Source organism: Vibrio sp. QJM3NY_39 (genome assembly GCF_057785895.1).
This window is the reverse complement of record NZ_CM173506.1, coordinates 1,114,121-1,130,535: the sequence shown is the minus strand read 5'-3', so window position 1 is coordinate 1,130,535 and position 16,415 is coordinate 1,114,121. Positions and strand designations below refer to the sequence as shown.

Sequence of the window (16,415 nt, the reverse complement as noted above, 5' to 3'; positions counted from 1 at the left end):
GTCAAAAATGACCATTTATGGATCCATTAGTTAAGGATCGAACAATAATAATGAGTGACAAAATTTATATAGCTAGAACCACTTATGTACCGATGGAACATTTAATTAGTGTTCTAATGTTTAAGTAGAAATTATTGAACTAAGCGTTTACGTTCTTCACTTAAGCACTTTGCCAATACCCGTTAATATTGCCCGACCACGCTCTTTATAATGCGATGGCCGGACAAACTTCCTATGACTTATACGTAATCTTTGTATTTATCTAGGAAACGAACCGGTGTTGATAGTGCATCTCGGCGGAACGGGTCGCCTAATTCCTGAGTACACATGATTTCAATGATGGTTGTTTTGCCTTCGTTCATCTGCATGTCGATGGCTTTTTGCAGGGTTGGACCTACATCTTCTAGCTTATCAACCGTGATACCTTCAGCGCCCATAGCTCTTGCGATTTCTGCAAAACTTTGGTTTTCAAGTTCACCAGCAACAAAGCGTCGGTTGTAGAAGTCGACTTGGTTCTTCTTCTCAGCACCCCATTGACGGTTGTGGAATACCACGGCTGTCACTGGAATGTTATGGCGAACACATGTCATGGTTTCCATCAAGCTCATGCCCCACGCACCATCGCCTGCATAAGAAATAGCGGGACGATGAGGTGCCGCAGCTTTCGCACCAATGATGGTCGGGAACGCATAACCACAGTTACCGAAACTCATTGCAGCAAAGAAGCTACGTGGTTTTTCAAAGCGTAAGTAGCTGTTTGCCACTGAGTTGATATTACCGATATCCGTCGAGACCATTACGTCTTCAGGCATCGCTTTTTCTAGCTCACGCAGTACTTGACGTGGGTGTAGATATTCGCCACCAGAGAACGGAGTCTCGTGTGAGTTTTCTTCAATCATATCCAAGCTGAACGAGTCACGTTCGTGTGTCCACTCATCAAGCTCTTTTTCCCACAGTGCTTTCTCTGTTGCTACTGTATCTTGACGAGCGCCTTTGTTGTCATCACACAACAGTGCACGGCCTTCCAATCTTTCAGATAGAGCAACCGCAGCTGCTTTCGCATCGCCACAGATACCAACAGAGATCTTTTTAACGAGGCCAAGCATCTTGTTGTCGGCATCAATCTGAATGATTTTCGCGTTCTTCGGCCAGTAGTCCATGCCATGTTGAGGCAAGGTACCAAATGGACCAAGACGTGTACCCAAAGCGATAACCACATCCGCTTGAGCCATCAATTTCATTGCTGCTTTCGAACCTTGGTAGCCTAAAGGACCACACCATAATGGGTGACTCGCAGGGAAAGAGTCATTGTGTAGGTAGCTGTTTACTACGGGTGCGCCTAGTCGTTCTGCCAATGCCGCGCACTCTTGAACTGCATCAGCCATTACCACACCACCACCAGAAATGATGACTGGGAATTTCGCTTCAGCTATCAGGTCTGCTGCTTCATTCAGAGATTTCTCACCACCTGGACCACGGTCTAAACGCGCAGGTTTAGGGATCTCGGTTTGAGTTTCGCCGTAGAAGTAATCACGTGGAATATTCAGTTGAGTCGGACCCATTTCGCTCATCGCGCGGTCAAAGCATCGACCCGTGTATTCCGCCATACGGTCTGGGTGCGTTACGTGTCCTTGATACTTAGTGAACTCTTGGAACATTGGAAGCTGGTTACACTCTTGGAAACCACCTAAGCCCATTGTTTTAGTGCCTGTCTCTGGCGTCACAATGACGACCGGGCTATGTGCCCAGAACGCCGCTGCAATCGCAGTCACACAGTTACTAATACCTGGGCCATTTTGCCCGATAACTACGCCGTGGCGACCAGATACACGAGAGTAACCATCTGCCATGTGAGCAGCACCTTGCTCGTGTACCACTGGGACCAATCGAATGCCAGCAGGAGCAAAGATATCCATTGCGTCCATAAATGCTGACCCCATGATGCCGAACATGTCGGTAACATCATTAGCAACCATAGTTTCAACGAACGCTTCTGATGGTGTCATTGTTACTGTGCCGGAAACAACCGTACGTTTTTCTTGCTCGCTCATTCTTCCATTCTCCTTGAGTTAACCAAAATTTCATTTTTCGGAATGAATTGTCTCTTTTTCGAATTCATTTTCACCTTAGTAGTAGAATTTTTGCGCGTCAACTTTTTATATTAAATTGGAACAATTCATTCTAATTAATAAAACTGGATCACATTATTGGTAGTTTTTCGTACAAAAAGTACCATTAATTTAAGAGGAGCTGTTAATAATCGATGTCATATCGCGATAGCAGCGACAAGTGATGAGCTATATAGAGGGAAATATGATGAAAGAGGCGGAATTGATACCAACGCAACCAGTAAGTGTGAGAGAACGCTTTGGGATCGACAGCAATCTAACCGTGATGGCATTTGAACATGCGGGCGAATATGTGCCGAAAGTCGATCCTAATTACTGTTTTGACCCTGAAGTGACGCTGGCTATATTGGCGGGGTTCACCTCCAATCGTCGCACATTGATTCAAGGAACACATGGGACGGGCAAGTCGTCTCACATTGAGCAAATTGCCGCGAGATTGAACTGGCCATGCTTGCGGATCAATCTAGACGGACACTTAAGTCGCTTGGATTTCATAGGTAAAGATAGCATCGTCATTAAAGACGGAATGCAGGTAACAGAGTTTAAAGAAGGCATTCTTCCTCAGAGCATTCAACAACCCATCGCACTGGTTTTAGATGAGTACGACGCTGGTCGCCCTGACGTGATGTTTGTGATTCAACAGCTATTAGAGCAAGACGGAAAATACACCTCTTTAGAACAAAACCGAGTGATCACACCTCACCCTTCTTTCCGCCTGTTTGCTACCTGTAACACGCTTGGCTTGGGTAACTTCTCAGGTTTGTATTCTGGCACTCAAGTGCTTAACCACAGTCAATTAGATAGATGGAACATCATCGCCACGCTTAACTATTTAGATCCACAGCATGAAACTAAGATCGTGTTATCCAAGCTTCCAGATCTAAATAATGAAAGTGGCCGACAACTGGTTGAGAAAATGATCGCTACCGCAGGATTAACGCGTAACGGGTTTCGGGCTGGCGACCTTTCAACGGTGATGTCTCCGCGAACGGTGCTCACTTGGGCCGAAAACATCCAAATATTCGATGATGTAGCCACCGCATTTAGGTTGTCATTCTTGAATCGCTGTGAAGACGAAGAGAAAGAACTGGTTAGCGAATACTATTTCCGTTGCTTTGGTGAAGCCTTGGAAACGCATACTCAAAACTATTCGCACTCGGAGTCGTAAACCATGGCCAATGTTTCTTCCCAGCAGAAAAAGATCCTCGATATTGGTGTGTCTGTCGCCAGAGCAATCAGTGGCGAGTTGAGTCTGAATTATCGGGGAGAGCGTCTCTATAAAGGCAATAGCCCTTGTTATTATCAGTCTGCACATACTAACGATCTCACCTTTGTTTCTCGCCATGAGTTGAAGAACAGCAAGCTTTCGATGCAAGGCAAGATCGATTCATCGGCATTACGACTCTTGCTTTCAGATGCTGTTCTTCATTACTCATTGCGACCGAAAAACGAAGTCGAACGTCTGTTATATGATTTCTGCGAACAGGTACGAATCGAATCACAAGTCCCGTCTTACCTAAAAGGCGTCACTAAGAGTATTCAATTCAACTTTGCGTATTGGAGCGACCAGTACCATCAGAATGGCTTTACCGAATCACGAATAGGCATGTTGCTGTTTACTCTGATGCAAGTCATCCACACCCGTTTAACTGGTGTTCCCGTTTCTGAGCCTATCACTGAAACCATTGAATCGACTCGCGCCGGCATCGTGCCTACTTTTGGGCACAGCCTAAAACGTTTAAAGCAACATCGAGCCGACCAACAACTGTTTGCACACTGCGCCAACGAGTTGGCAGCCCTTGCACAAGAGCTCATCAACCAAGAGCAAGAGAGCGATAACTCGCCCACGCCAACCGTTGAAGAAGACATCAAGATCCTTGCGCAACTTGCCCTTATCGTTGATGGCGACATTCAAGATCAAGACGTCGATACTGACATCACGGGCAGTAGCAAGGTCTTCGAGCTTTCGGGCGCGAATTATCAGGTCTTTAATTCAGAATTTGATCAAGTCATCGCCGCAGACAAACTCGTCAGGCGCGCCCTATTACTCGAACTGAGACAGAAACTCACCGATGACATCATGGCGAGACAAGTAAACACTCGCCGTTTGGCCGCTATGCTCACTAGTTTTGTTGCCACGCCACAGAGGAACCGACGTCAGGACCATTTAGAAGAAGGCATTGTTAACACCACCACCATAACCAAGCTCATCACGTCGCCATTGGATCGCACTGTCTTTTATCAACCTGACATCGGTGCATCTCATCAATGTGCTATCACGTTTTTGATGGATTGTTCAGGTTCAATGCAAAAGCACAGTCACAAGCTAAGTTTGTTGATGGACACCATTCTCAAATCTGTAGGATTGGCTGATATCCCATTTGAGATCATTGGCTTTACTACCAACAACTGGAATGGTGGCAAGGTCTATCGACAGTGGCTTAAACAAGGCCAACCAAAGCACCCAGGCCGCTTGAACGAAGTTCGGCACATCGTGTTTAAGGATTTTGATACGCATTGGAGACGATCTCGCCTTGGCATTGCGAGTCTTCGTAAAGCAGACGTCTTTAAAGAAGGGATTGATGGCGAAGCGGTACAGTTCGCGAGCCAGCGGTTGCAACAGCACGCTGCTCAACGAAAGGTTTTGATCGTGTTCTCAGACGGCTGCCCAATGGATACCGCCACCAGCACCGCCAACGATCAGTTCTATTTGGATAACCACCTCAAACAAGTCATTGAACGTGAGTCGACCAAAAACGGTATTGAGATTCATGGCGTAGGGATGGGCGTCGATTTAAGCCCGTACTACCGCAGTAACATCACCTTAGATGTGCAGGAGAGCTGCCTGTTCGGGTTATGTAAGAACGTATTTGAAATGCTAAAGCGCTAGGCTTTTTGTTTATACGTGCACTCAATGAGAAGTGAAATTTCGGGGAGCAGTGAAGTATTGGCTAGCAGGCCGCTAGCCTTTTCTAGAGGATATTCTTAAGAGATAGCAGCAGCTAAGAGATAACAAGTAACTAGGAAATAGCGAGCAACTAAGAGATAGCAAGCAACTAAAAGACAGCAAGCAACGACCATGCAGACACAGCCATCAGATACCCACCAATCAACATCAGCACCGTAAACACCAGCTTTCTTAATTGGTCATTAGACAACGGCGGTGGAAAGCGCCGAGCAAACATCGTGACAAGCGCCACCAAGGGGACAGCAATAGCGGATAGCCACAGTATGCTCGGTTCCATGTCGCCTGCAACGTAGACATTGACAGTACGCGACATCGACGTACAAGCGAACACCATCAGCAGTGTGCTTCGCACCAGATCGAGTGTAAAAGGTTGCCGATAGAGATGATAAACAATCGGAGGGCCCGCCATCCCAAATAACCCGCCCGCTAAACCAGAGCTAAATCCTGATATAAGGAATGATACCGTTGCCGAACGATCCTTTCTGGTTTTAGGTTTGAACATAAAGCTCAAACCTGCGAATAGCACCATCGCACCCAATAGTCCTCGGAGAATATGCGTTGCCGAATCGCTTAACTCATCCAGCAAGTACACCCCCATCGATACACCGGGAATAATACCGATGACTAACACCACCAGAATTTTGAGCTCCCCAAGCAGTGGCTTACCCATCAACGCGACCAAGCAATTGAACAAGGTCACGATGCTAACCACAGCGGCAATCACGGGTAAAGAAACCAAATTAAGGCTAACCGTTAAACCAATTACAATGATCCCAAGACCAAACCCCGTGACGGTTTGGAAATAGGTACCCACCGCGATGGTGGCAAGAATGGCGAGTAAAACAGGTAACTCCATCAGCAATCCTAATTAAGTTGTTTAGGGTTTTATTTTGAGTGCAAGATTCAGTATTAACTTCGGGAGCTAAATGTTAATACCTAAAATCAAACGTCGACTCTTCTCTTTCTTCAACATCAGCTTCAGTATCAATATCAATATCAATATCAGCGTTAGAATCAGACACTTTCCCTTGCTGCGCTTGTACCGCGGTCACCGCGATCACATTAAAGATATCTTGCGCGCTACACCCTCTCGATAGATCATTGGCAGGTTGATTCAGGCCTTGTAATAACGGTCCAATCGCAACTGCCCCACCTAACCTTTCCGCAAGCTTATAACCAATATTGCCTGCTTCTAAATTGGGGAATATCAACACGTTCGATTGACCTTTCACCTCTGAATCTGGCAACTTTTTCGCGGCAATCTCAGTCACAATCGCGGCATCGAGTTGAACATCCTGATCGACAGCTATTCCAGGACAGCGTTGCTTCACTAACTGAGCGGCATTACGAACCTTATCGACCGATTCGTGTTTAGCGCTGCCGTTGGTAGAAAATGACAACATTGCGACTTTAGGTTCTTCCATCAGCAGTGTTTGAGCACTGTTTGATGCCGCTACGGCAATCGATGCCAGCTCGGTTTCATTGGGGTTAATCACCAAACCACAGTCACTGAAAATCATGCCACCTTTGAGATTATGGAAAGGCTCACACAACATCATCAGAAAGAAGCTAGACACCAATTCACTGTCTGGCGCGGGGCCGATAATCTGAAGCGCAGCTCGCACCACATCAGACGTGGTATAAACCGCACCATTAACTGTGCCATCGACCAGCCCCTCTCTGACCATCAAATTGGCAAAAGCGAGTGGGTCTAGAACCAACTCTAACGCGTCGTCGTGAGTCATACCTTTCGCTTTTCTTAGCGTATACAACCGCTCAGCGAGCACTTCTTTGAGTGATGACGCCTGTGGGGAAACAATATGAATGCCTACCAGATCAATGTGATGCAATTCTGCAGCAGCGATGATCGCCGGTTCATCACCGACTAATGTGATGTGAGCGAGCTGTTTGTCTATCGCCATTCTTGCGGCTGCTAGTACTCGCGGGTCCTCAGCTTCACTCAAAACCACTCGCTTACGATCTAAGTGAGCTCTATCAATAATCCGTTCAATCGCCTTCATTTTAAAATTCCATTTATTGAGATTAATTGTTCCATAATTTACATTTATATTATTGAAATAATAAAAAAGGTCAAATTTTATTCAGATAATTGAAGAATAATGATTTGATATGTACACTCTTAGGCATAGACATATCGCAAGGATGGATCATTATATGCAAACAGAAACACCACAAGTTCAAGGGGATACACCGACTCTCCGACTTTTTGCACTATTAGAGGTGATAGCGCAAAAAGACGAGTTTGTTTCTCTTCAGGGATTAGTCGAAGAAACTGGACTGCCAAAACCGACCCTGCACCGAATGCTTCAGCAGTTAGAAGCAGCAGGCATCATTCAAAGAGACGGCGATGAGAAACACTACAGCTCTGGTATTCGACTCAGAAAGCTTGCCGAAAACCTACTGTTGAATAGCACCATGCACAGTGCCCGACGCACTATTCTTGAAAACCTTCGAGCAGAAGTTGGTGAAAGCTGTAACCTAACGGCACTATCAAGTGGCGAGATCATCTATCTTGATCGTGCAGAAACCGAAGCGCCCCTTCGTTTTCACCTACACCCAGGCTCTCGCGTCCCAGTGCATTGCTCAGCAAGCGGAAAATTGTTTTTAGCGCACATGTCTAAGTCACAGCGTCGAAGACTGATTGAAAACGTGCCATTGACTCAATACACCGTAAATACCATTACCGACTATTCGACATTAGAGAAAGACATCGAAGAAGCGAAAATCCAAGGCTTTGCGATTGATGACGAAGAGTTTTTGCCGGGCTTAGTCTGTATCGCCGTGCTGATCCCGTCATCTACGGGTCAATCAAACCTCGGCCTCGCAATACAAGCACCTGTCATTCGATTAAGACCAGATGAAGCGATTAAATTCTTACCGGCGCTTCAAAAAGCAGCAAAAGCGCTCGCAAAAATAGAATCTGATAATTGGGGTTAGTTTTGATAGTTTCAGCTTAACAGTAGGTTCTGGCTTTAAGTACATATTGAAGCCAGTTGCCCCGTTGTCACTGTATTCGGCCAAACGATGTTTGGTCGAAATCATTTTAACGCCCGCATTTATCATAAACAGCAACATAATAAAGTAATCACGACAAAGGAAACACGATGCTAAGCATTAACAACAAGCACTTACTCTCTTTTATGGTGACAGAACCAACAAACGCTGTTTCGGTAACAAACCCGGCAACTGGGGAACTCGTAGGGCACGCACCTATTTTATCTGAGTCTGAATTAACAAGTGCTATCGAACGCGCTCACATGGCACAAAAAGAGTGGGCTCAAGTACCTGCTAAATCTCGCGCCGCATTACTTCATCGCTGGCATCAACTGATCCTTGAAAACACAGATGATCTTGCTCGGCTAATGACAATTGAACAAGGTAAACCGTTAGCCGAAGCAAAAGGTGAGATTGTTTATGGTGCGAGTTTTATAGAATGGTTCGCTGAAGAAGCGAAGCGAACCTATGGCGATTCAATCCCGAGTACAGTCGCGGGTAAACGCTTAGTTACGATCAAGCAACCTATTGGAGTGGCTTGTGCCATTACCCCATGGAACTTTCCAACGGCGATGATCACGCGTAAAGCCGCACCTGCCTTAGCCGCGGGTTGTAGCTTTGTCGTGAAGCCGTCAGATGAGACACCGCTTTCTGCATTTGCTGTGGTTGAACTGGCTTATCAAGCGGGCATCCCTAAAGATCTACTTCAAGTCGTACTCGGTGAAAGCCCAGAGCAAGTGGGTGGTCTTTTCACCTCACACCCACTGATTAAAAAAATCTCTTTTACTGGTTCTACCCGAGTCGGCAGTATCTTGATGGCTCAAGCGGCGAAAGGCATTAAGCGTACTTCAATGGAACTGGGCGGCAACGCACCGTTTATCGTGTTTGACGATGCAGATATCGACGCTGCAGTTCAAGGCGCAATGGCTTCAAAATTCCGTAATGCAGGGCAAACCTGTGTATGTGCAAACCGATTCTACGTACACAGTAAAGTACACGATGAGTTTGTGGCTAAGTTCGACCAAGCGGTACAGCAACTTAAGATTGGCAACGGCTTAGATGAGGGTGTAACGGTTGGCCCTGTTATCAATGGAGGTGCTAAGCAAAACATTCAAGGATTGATAAATCGAGCTATTGAACAAGGTGCTAAACCTGTGACGCCACTTCAACAACTTGATGGACTCTTCCTTCAGCCCGTTGTTCTTAAAGATGTAAAACACAGCATGGACATTGTTCAGCAAGAGATCTTTGGTCCTGTCGCTCCTGTGATGCGATTCGAGACAGACGAAGAGCTTATTGAGATGGCAAATGACACCATTTATGGATTAGCGTCGTACTTCTATAGCCAGAATATCCACCGTGTATGGAAAATCGCAGAAGCGCTTGAGTACGGAATGGTCGGCATCAATGATGGATTGATCTCTACCGAAGTCGCCCCTTTCGGTGGTGTTAAGCAATCAGGTATTGGCCGTGAAGGTGCCAAAGAAGGCATCGATGAGTACATGGACATTAAATATCTGTGTTTTGGTAGTAACTAGGTTCTGGCAGTGATTAGGGCTCGGAAATAATTAAGTCTTAGTGATCAATAACCTGCCCCACTCTCCACCTTTCCCACCACAAAAATGAATCAAAAAAAAGGTTCATCGCGGCTTTCCGGGGAAAGCCGCTTTTATCTTCAAGAAGAAGTAGTCTGTATCTCGATACCCATACCCCATTCGCTTGATTAACTTTATCTTGTTGTTTATCCCTTCCAGTGTGCAGGTGTTCAACGGATAACTTGCCGATGCGATAATGCCGTGAAGATAAGGACTCAGTTTTCGTGCGAACTCTTTCAATGGCTTAATTCCACTCTCTTGCACTTGTTCCCACCACGTGTCCCAGAGCCCCTTCGCGTGCCCTTCGGATTCACAATACCAAAGCTCTTTGAGTTGGGCTCCGAGTATATAAGTGGTCATTAAGTCCTTATTGATATTCAATATTTCAGTAAGATAGCTATCTTGACGTGTATTTAAGTTGCCTCTATTTTTCAGCAGTACCCACCGTGAGCGCTTCACCCATTGCCTCGCTTTTTTATCTTGCTTGAGTTTGTTGGCTTGGTCGACTCTGACTCTATCCATCACCTCGCGACCGAACTTAGCAACAACATGGAATAAGTCGTAAACGATTTTTGCGTTCGGGCAGTGCGCTTGAACTTCAAGGTCAAAAGCCGTATTCATGTCCATCGCTACTGCTTCGATATTTACCCCATTCTCGCCTAGCTGCTCGAAGAACGGCCGTATGTCCTTGCGGCTGCGGCCTAATCCAACCCAAATGACTTGATGAGTCTTCGCATCAGCGATGACGGTGGCATATCGATGCCCTTTAAAGATGGCGAACTCATCCATCACGAGCTGCTTTAGCTCACCCCATTTCACTGGCGGCACCACTTGTCGAAGTCGGCGTTTATCTATTTCTTTAATGGTGTGCCAATGAACGCCCGTAATTTGGGATATATGCTTAATGGGAAGCAGGGGTAGCAGTTGTTCTATATAGCTTTTTAGGCGCTTTGTTATACGAGCATAAGGCTCTAACCAAGAGAGAGATTCTGTTTTTATGCCGCAGTCACGACACTTAATCCTTCGAGTTTGAACGGAAAGTTCAACAGGCACACCGAGCAACATGGCATCCTTTACGTGACGCCATTGATACTCATGGATAGCCTCGGCCTCAAGACCACAAAGGCATTTAGCCTCAGAGCTAGGTTTAAGAGTCAGGGTAATAAGTGATGCAGTCTGGAGAGACTTTACTATTTGAAAGCCTTCCCAGAATGAAGATAGGAAAGTATGATTCGGCATAGAAACGGTAGTTTGTGTATGATTTTTGTTTGGCGACTAAACCATATCACTTACTACCGTTTTTGTTTTTAGTTCCCGCTAATCCGCGATGAACCAAAAAAAAGCCGCGCTATAAAAGCGCGGCACCTTGGGCTCGGTTAAAGGGGGTTTCTTTTTTTTAGTATTTTACATTCTCTGTTTTTGTTATTGGGTTGCTTCTCTATCCCTGCGCTTTCAGTTTTAGACGCATAGCATGCAGCACTGGCTCGGTGTAACCACTAGGTTGAGCGCAGCCTTCGAATACCAACTGACACGCTGCTGAAAATGCGATGCTGTTTTCAAAGTCAGGTGCCATATTGCGGTAGCTCGGGTCGCTAGCATTTTGCTCATCAACCACTGCGGCCATGCGCTTCATGGTTTTCATTACTTGGGCTTCATTACAAATCCCATGACGTAACCAGTTCGCAATGTGTTGGCTCGAAATACGCAGCGTAGCGCGGTCTTCCATCAAACCTACATCGTTAATATCTGGCACCTTAGAACACCCGACGCCTTGGTCAATCCAACGCACTACATAACCAAGAATACCTTGCGTATTGTTGTCCAATTCGTTTTGGATATCTTGAGCGGTCAGCTTTTGATTACCTAGCAATGGGATAGTAAGAATATCGTCAACATTTGCTCTCACACGCTCACGAAGCTCTTTCTGGCGGCTTGGTACACTCACCTTGTGATAGTGCAAGGCATGCAGAGTCGCGGCAGTTGGAGAAGGAACCCAAGCAGTATTTGCGCCCGCTTGTGGATGTCCGATTTTCGCGTCCATCATCTTCGCCATATTGTCTGGCTCTGGCCACATACCTTTACCAATCTGGGCTTTACCTTGCAGGCCACAAGCTAAGCCAAGATCAACGTTCTGATCTTCGTATGCACCAATCCAAGTCATGGTTTTCAGCTGTGTTTTAGGCGCAAACGGGCCAGCTTCCATACTGGTATGAATTTCATCACCGGTTCGGTCTAAGAAACCGGTATTAATAAATACAACACGGTCTTTGGCGGCGCGAATACATTCTTTGAGGTTAACTGAAGTACGACGCTCTTCGTCCATGATACCGACTTTAATCGTGAATCGGTCTAGCCCTAATGCATCTTCAATACGGCCAAACAGCTCATTGGTGAACGCGACTTCTTCTGGTCCATGCATCTTAGGTTTCACGATGTTGATGCTGTTCGCGGTCGAGTTTTGGTAAGCACTGTTCCCTTTTAAATCGTGCATTGCGATTAGAGAGGTGACCATGCCATCCATAATGCCTTCAGGGACTTCGTTACCGTCAGCATCAATAATGGCAGGGTTGGTCATCAGATGACCCACATTGCGTATGAACAACATGCTGCGACCTTTAAGCGAGATCTCGCCCCCCGTCACACTGGTGTATTGACGATCTGGGTTGAGGTTACGAACAATGGTTTTGCCATTTTTCTCTAGCGACTCTTGTAAGTCACCTTTCATTAAGCCTAACCAGTTACGGTAAGCCAATGCTTTGTCTTCACCATCAACGGCAGCTACCGAGTCTTCGCAATCCATAATGGTGGTGAGAGCCGATTCCACCAGCACATCTTTAATACCAGCTACATCAACGCTGCCAATTGGCGCGCTCGGGTCAATTTGAATTTCAATATGTAGGTTGTTGTGCTTAAGCAGAATGCTTGAAGGTGCACTTGCATCACCTTGGTAACCAATGAACTGGTTGCGATCAATTAGAGTGACTTCTTCGCCGTTATCTAAGGTCGCTGTCAATGTATTGCCAATGCTGACGTTACTGATGCTGTATTTGGTTACGTCTTTATGGGAGACACCGTTGAGAGGCGCTGCGTCATCAAGGAAACCTCGAGCGTAGCTCACTACTTTAGCGCCACGTACAGGGTTAAAGCTGCCCCCTTTTTCTGCACCATCATTTTCGCTGATGACATCGGTGCCGTAGAGCGCATCATATAAACTGCCCCAACGCGCATTAGCCGCGTTAAGTGCAAAACGTGCATTCATAATAGGCACAACGAGTTGCGGGCCCGCTTGTGTTGCAATTTCAGGTTCAACGCTTGCGGTGGTTACTTGAAAGTCTTCGCCCTCAGGGACTAAGTAGCCAATCTGCTGTAAGAATTGTTTGTACTCTGCCGCATCTAGCGTTTGTCCCGCACGCTCTTGGTGCCAAACGTCAATTTGATGTTGAAGGTCTTCACGCTTAATAAGCAATGCGCGATTCTTTGGAGCCAAGTCTGCAAGGATATCTGCAAAAGATTGCCAAAAGTCTTCTGCGATAATGCCCGTTCCAGGAATGACCTGCTCATTAATTAATTGGTAGAGGGTGCTATCAATGTTCAAGCTTCCCTGTTGAATACGACTGCTCATAAAATCTCTCTCAAACTAACTGATGACTACTCAATAATTCTACGTAACTGGCTTAAATTTACGTTCCTAGCTCAAATTTACGTTACTAGCTTAAACTTACTTAACAGGCATGAATTTAGCTAATTTATGCCATTTATACTGGATATTCATACAAAAAATACCATAAAAACTGTGTTATTCCGTCACACCACTCTCTATTTCATTGGCAACACTTTTAATCAATCGACGCATCCACTGATGGTCTGGATTGGTTTGTAACAATGGGCTCCATGCCATCTTCACCTCAAAGGGTTCAATCGCAAATGGCGCAGGTTTGATCAACAACCTAGGATTATTACGCTGCAACTGTGCAGCTTTGGTTGGAATGGTAAGAATCAAATTTTTCTGTTGAGCGAACAAAATCGCCGACAAGTAGTGTCGAGTAAACACCGTAATATTGCGTGTTTTACCAATACGCATTAGTGCTTCATCTATCCAACCCAGCTTTTGTGCTTCGCTTGGGTTGATCCCAACTCCGGTTCCCATACCTGTCTTGCTTACCCAGATATGTTGCGCCTTTAGATAAGACAAAATATCGAAGTTGTCGGCTATTGGGTTGTCACAACTAAATAGACAAGAAAACCCGTCGTGCCAAAGGCTCATCTGGTGAAACGACTGAGGAATATCGTCAAAACGGTTGATAATAATATCAACAGTGCCTTGCTCTACATCCTGATAACTCACGTCACTTGGCGTCATGATATCCAGTCGTATTTTCGGCGCAATCTCGCTTAACCTTTTCAAAAGAGGTTGAATAATGGTCGACTCAGCATAATCACTCGCCATGATACGAAACACCCGTTCACTGTCTTCTGCATTAAATTCCGTGGTCGGCTGCAGTGTCTTCTCTACATTAACCAAGATGTTTCGAATCAGTGGCTGCAACTTATGTGCTCGTTCGGTCGGTATCATCCCTTCACTTGTTCTCACCAATAGCGGATCTTCAAACAAATCACGCAATCGGCGTAGGCCATTACTCATGGCTGGCTGAGTAATACCCAGTTGATTTGCTGCACGCGTTACGTTTCTTTCACGTAGCAACATGTCTAAATACACAAGTAAATTAAGGTCTACACGAGCAATATTCATAAGAAAAATACCGAATATAATAACTATAAATTAACAAAATTATCACATACATGGTTATTCTTTGTCCATGGTTAGATTTAATCCAAATCAAATGACCTCGCCAAATTGGCCAACATGTCCACGTGAAACTAAGGAATAGTTATGTCGCAAATTACACAAGATATCGAAAAGATTGAAGTTGCAAAAAGCGCTGCTGGTGCTCCATGGGATGCAATTAACCCAGAATCTGCAGCCCGTATGCGAGCTCAAAACAAATTCAAAACAGGTCTGGATATTGCGCAATACACGGCAGATATTATGCGTGCAGACATGGCGGCTTACGATGAAGACAGCTCTCAATACACTCAGTCTCTGGGTTGCTGGCATGGTTTCATCGGCCAACAAAAGCTGATTTCGATTAAAAAGCACTTTGATGGCAAGACAGACCGTCGTTACCTATACCTTTCAGGTTGGATGGTCGCGGCACTTCGCTCTGACTTCGGTCCACTTCCAGACCAATCTATGCATGAGAAAACGTCAGTTGCTGGCCTAGTAGAAGAGCTATACACCTTCCTACGCCAAGCAGATGCTCGTGAACTAGGTGGCTTATTCCGTCAACTAGATGCGGCACGTGAAGCTGGCGATGTGAATCTACAAGACCGAATCCAAGACAAAATCGACAACCACGTAACACACGTAGTGCCAATCATTGCCGATATCGATGCAGGTTTCGGTAACGCAGAAGCGACTTACCTAATGGCTAAGCAGATGATTGAAGCGGGTGCATGTTGTCTACAAATCGAAAACCAAGTAGCCGATGAGAAGCAATGTGGTCACCAAGACGGCAAAGTAACGGTTCCGCATGCTGACTTCCACGCAAAACTTCGCGCACTTCGTTACGCTTTCCTTGAACTAGGCATCGACAACGGCGTTATTGTTGCTCGTACCGATTCACAAGGTGCTGGTCTAACAAAAGAAATCGCAGTAGTGAAAGAACCTGGCGACCAAGGTGACATCTACAACTCATACCTAGATGTTGAAGAGATCGATGTTGCAGATATGGCTGAAGGTGATGTTTGCTTCAACCGCGACGGCAAGCTAGTTCGTCCTAAGCGTCTGCCTTCAGGCTTATACCAATTCCGCGAAGGTACAGGTGAAGACCGCTGCGTATTCGACTGTATTGAAGCAATCAACGCGGGTGCTGACCTTCTTTGGATTGAGACTGAGAAACCACACATCGGTCAAATCAAAGAGATGATGGACGGCGTACGTGAAGTTCACCCTAACGCTAAGCTGGTATACAACAACTCTCCATCATTCAACTGGACGCTAAACTTCCGTCAGCAAGCATACGATGCACTGGCAGCAGCAGGTAAAGATGTATCAGCTTACGACCGTGCAAGCCTAATGAGTGCGGAATACGATGAAACGGAACTGTCTGCAAGCGCTGACGAGAAGATTCGTACATTCCAAGCCGATGCATCACGTGAAGCGGGTATTTTCCACCACTTGATTACACTACCTACATACCACACTGCAGCGCTGTCTACTGACAACCTTGCGAAAGAGTACTTCGGTGACCAAGGCATGTTGGGTTACGTGGCGAATGTTCAACGTAAAGAAATCCGCCAAGGCATTGCATGTGTTAAACACCAAAACATGTCTGGTTCAGACATGGGTGATGACCACAAAGAGTACTTTGCTGGTGAGAATGCACTAAAAGCAGCAGGTGAAGCGAATACATCGAATCAATTTGATTAATCGCTAGCACTTTTGATTAGTCGCTAACACTTTTGATTAATCGCTAAGACTAAAGCCTCCCCCGCCCTTCTCTCTTACTTAGGTAAGATCCGGGGGAAGGCTTTGAGATAAAGCTACTACTGCCAGCTTTATCTCAAAGCCTCAGATTTGTGTTCCACACCACGGTTAACCGAACAACTTCTGTTTAAGCTAACTGTGTACATATTTGCTCAGATTCC

At 45.8% G+C, this 16,415-nt stretch carries 11 protein-coding genes; 5 read left to right on the top strand and 6 right to left on the bottom strand.

Annotated elements, in window-relative coordinates; all coding sequences use genetic code 11:
• Positions 1–239 precede the first annotated feature (239 nt).
• Positions 240–2,051: a sulfoacetaldehyde acetyltransferase gene (gene xsc, locus AC3CHU_RS20915; RefSeq protein WP_004731917.1), complete on the bottom strand. Its 1,812-nt coding sequence runs from the start codon at positions 2,049–2,051 to the stop codon at positions 240–242.
• A 262-nt stretch (positions 2,052–2,313) separates the two neighbouring features.
• Here xsc and AC3CHU_RS20910 point away from each other — a divergent pair, with 262 nt between their 5' ends.
• Complete coding sequence (locus AC3CHU_RS20910) at positions 2,314–3,297, top strand: AAA family ATPase (RefSeq protein WP_488525582.1); 984 nt, start codon at positions 2,314–2,316, stop codon at positions 3,295–3,297.
• A gap of 3 nt (positions 3,298–3,300) precedes the next feature.
• Entirely contained in the window at positions 3,301–5,019 is a 1,719-nt protein-coding gene (locus AC3CHU_RS20905; protein WP_488525581.1) for a cobaltochelatase CobT-related protein, read from the top strand.
• Between the two features lie 166 nt (positions 5,020–5,185).
• Here the strand turns inward: AC3CHU_RS20905 and AC3CHU_RS20900 are convergent, their stop codons facing one another.
• Both AC3CHU_RS20900 and pta read right to left on the bottom strand, forming a co-directional pair.
• Entirely contained in the window at positions 5,186–5,953 is a 768-nt protein-coding gene (locus tag AC3CHU_RS20900) for a TSUP family transporter (protein ID WP_488525580.1), read from the bottom strand.
• 73 nt (positions 5,954–6,026) lie between these two features.
• Positions 6,027–7,118 carry a phosphate acetyltransferase gene (pta, locus tag AC3CHU_RS20895; RefSeq protein ID WP_488525579.1) on the bottom strand — a complete coding sequence of 364 codons (1,092 nt, stop codon included), beginning with the start codon at positions 7,116–7,118 and terminating at the stop codon, positions 6,027–6,029.
• A gap of 154 nt (positions 7,119–7,272) precedes the next feature.
• Here pta and AC3CHU_RS20890 point away from each other — a divergent pair, with 154 nt between their 5' ends.
• Positions 7,273–8,055 (top strand): IclR family transcriptional regulator, encoded by a 783-nt coding sequence (locus AC3CHU_RS20890; RefSeq protein ID WP_488525578.1) that lies wholly within the window; start codon positions 7,273–7,275, stop codon positions 8,053–8,055.
• 167 nt (positions 8,056–8,222) lie between these two features.
• Entirely contained in the window at positions 8,223–9,650 is a 1,428-nt protein-coding gene (locus AC3CHU_RS20885; protein WP_488525577.1) for an NAD-dependent succinate-semialdehyde dehydrogenase, read from the top strand.
• Positions 9,651–9,752: 102 nt separating this feature from the next.
• Here AC3CHU_RS20885 and AC3CHU_RS20880 read toward each other — a convergent pair whose 3' ends face one another.
• The 3 genes from AC3CHU_RS20880 to AC3CHU_RS20870 form a co-directional block, all read right to left on the bottom strand.
• Positions 9,753–10,946 (bottom strand): ISL3 family transposase, encoded by a 1,194-nt coding sequence (locus AC3CHU_RS20880; protein WP_488524348.1) that lies wholly within the window; start codon positions 10,944–10,946, stop codon positions 9,753–9,755.
• 199 nt (positions 10,947–11,145) lie between these two features.
• Complete coding sequence (locus tag AC3CHU_RS20875) at positions 11,146–13,329, bottom strand: malate synthase G (RefSeq protein WP_488525576.1); 2,184 nt, start codon at positions 13,327–13,329, stop codon at positions 11,146–11,148.
• 174 nt (positions 13,330–13,503) lie between these two features.
• Entirely contained in the window at positions 13,504–14,457 is a 954-nt protein-coding gene (locus AC3CHU_RS20870; RefSeq protein ID WP_017077357.1) for a LysR family transcriptional regulator, read from the bottom strand.
• Between the two features lie 141 nt (positions 14,458–14,598).
• Between AC3CHU_RS20870 and AC3CHU_RS20865 the strand changes: the two genes are divergently transcribed.
• On the top strand, positions 14,599–16,197 hold the full coding sequence (locus AC3CHU_RS20865; RefSeq protein ID WP_061022113.1) for an isocitrate lyase: 1,599 nt from the start codon (positions 14,599–14,601) through the stop codon (positions 16,195–16,197).
• The last annotated feature ends 218 nt before the right edge of the window (positions 16,198–16,415 follow it).